Genomic DNA, 995 nt, shown 5'->3' with positions numbered 1-995 from the left:
CTACTTCCGGAGTCTCGGTTGATGTCCTTTCCTACGGGTACTTAGATGTTTCAGTTCCCCGCGTTCGCCACTTTATCCCTATGTATTCAGGATAAGTTACCTATAACAGATACTTGGAAACCACAGCAGCAAGACGGCACGATCTCAGAGAGATCGTCGCATCCCTGCTACTCTGATTTTCCAAGCACCTTAGGTGGGTTTCCCCATTCGGAAATCTACGGATCAAAGGGTATTCGCACCTCCCCGTAGCTNGTGCTCTTCCGATCTGTAGCTTATCGCAGCGTATCACGTCCTTCATCGCCTGTGCATGCCAAGGCATCCACCAATTGCCCTTAAGACACTTGATCGTTCTCATTGCCAATACCCATCGCGCAATCCGAAGGATTGTCGCTTCAGCCTCCCCCTTGCGGGATCGGCATCCGCGCAATCCCGAAGGGATTGTCGCCACGCGATCTCAAAGAGATCGTCGCGTCAGCCAAATCCTGTGCAGGACCCGGCTTGATGTCATTGGCACAAAAAGACCAGCTTCTCGAGATCGGTTCGAGGGTGCGGTTAGGCAAACCCATCATATGCGGGAGATTGAGCGTCTCCCGCGACAAATCACGAACCTTTCGGCTCATGAAGTTCGAACAAATCTTCTCTTTACGATGTCAAACANGATGTCATTGGCACAAAAAGACCAGCTTCTCGAGATCGGTTCGAGGGTGCGGTTAGGCAAACCCATCATATGCAAGGGATTGAGCGTCCCTTGCGACAAATCATGACCCTTGCGGCTCATGAAGTTCGAACAAATCTTCTCTTTACGATGTCAAACAGAACAGGCGGAGAGCTAAGCGCTCGCCGCAAACTCGTTTTACGAATGACTTTTTCTCTCACCTTTACTCGACGCCCCTTCTTCGTCCCAAAGACAAGAAAGTGGTGGAGCCGGACGGGATCGAACCGACGACATCCTGCTTGCAAAGCAGGCGCTCTCCCAGCTGAGCTACGGCCCCTGA

At 51.9% G+C, this 995-nt stretch carries 1 tRNA gene and 1 rRNA gene; both read right to left on the bottom strand.

Annotated features, from left to right (window positions below):
* Window positions 1-347: ribosomal RNA gene (locus X744_RS139790) — 23S ribosomal RNA — on the bottom strand; the annotation flags it as partial.
* 569 nt (window positions 348-916) lie between these two features.
* Window positions 917-992: transfer RNA gene (locus X744_RS139795), tRNA-Ala, on the bottom strand.
* Between the last annotated feature and the right edge of the window lie 3 nt (window positions 993-995).

The sequence above is a fragment of the Mesorhizobium sp. LNHC252B00 genome, assembly GCF_000502955.1.
Taxonomy (GTDB): domain Bacteria; phylum Pseudomonadota; class Alphaproteobacteria; order Rhizobiales; family Rhizobiaceae; genus Mesorhizobium.
Note: the sequence above shows the minus strand (reverse complement) of the source record. Positions and strands in the feature narration are given on the sequence as shown.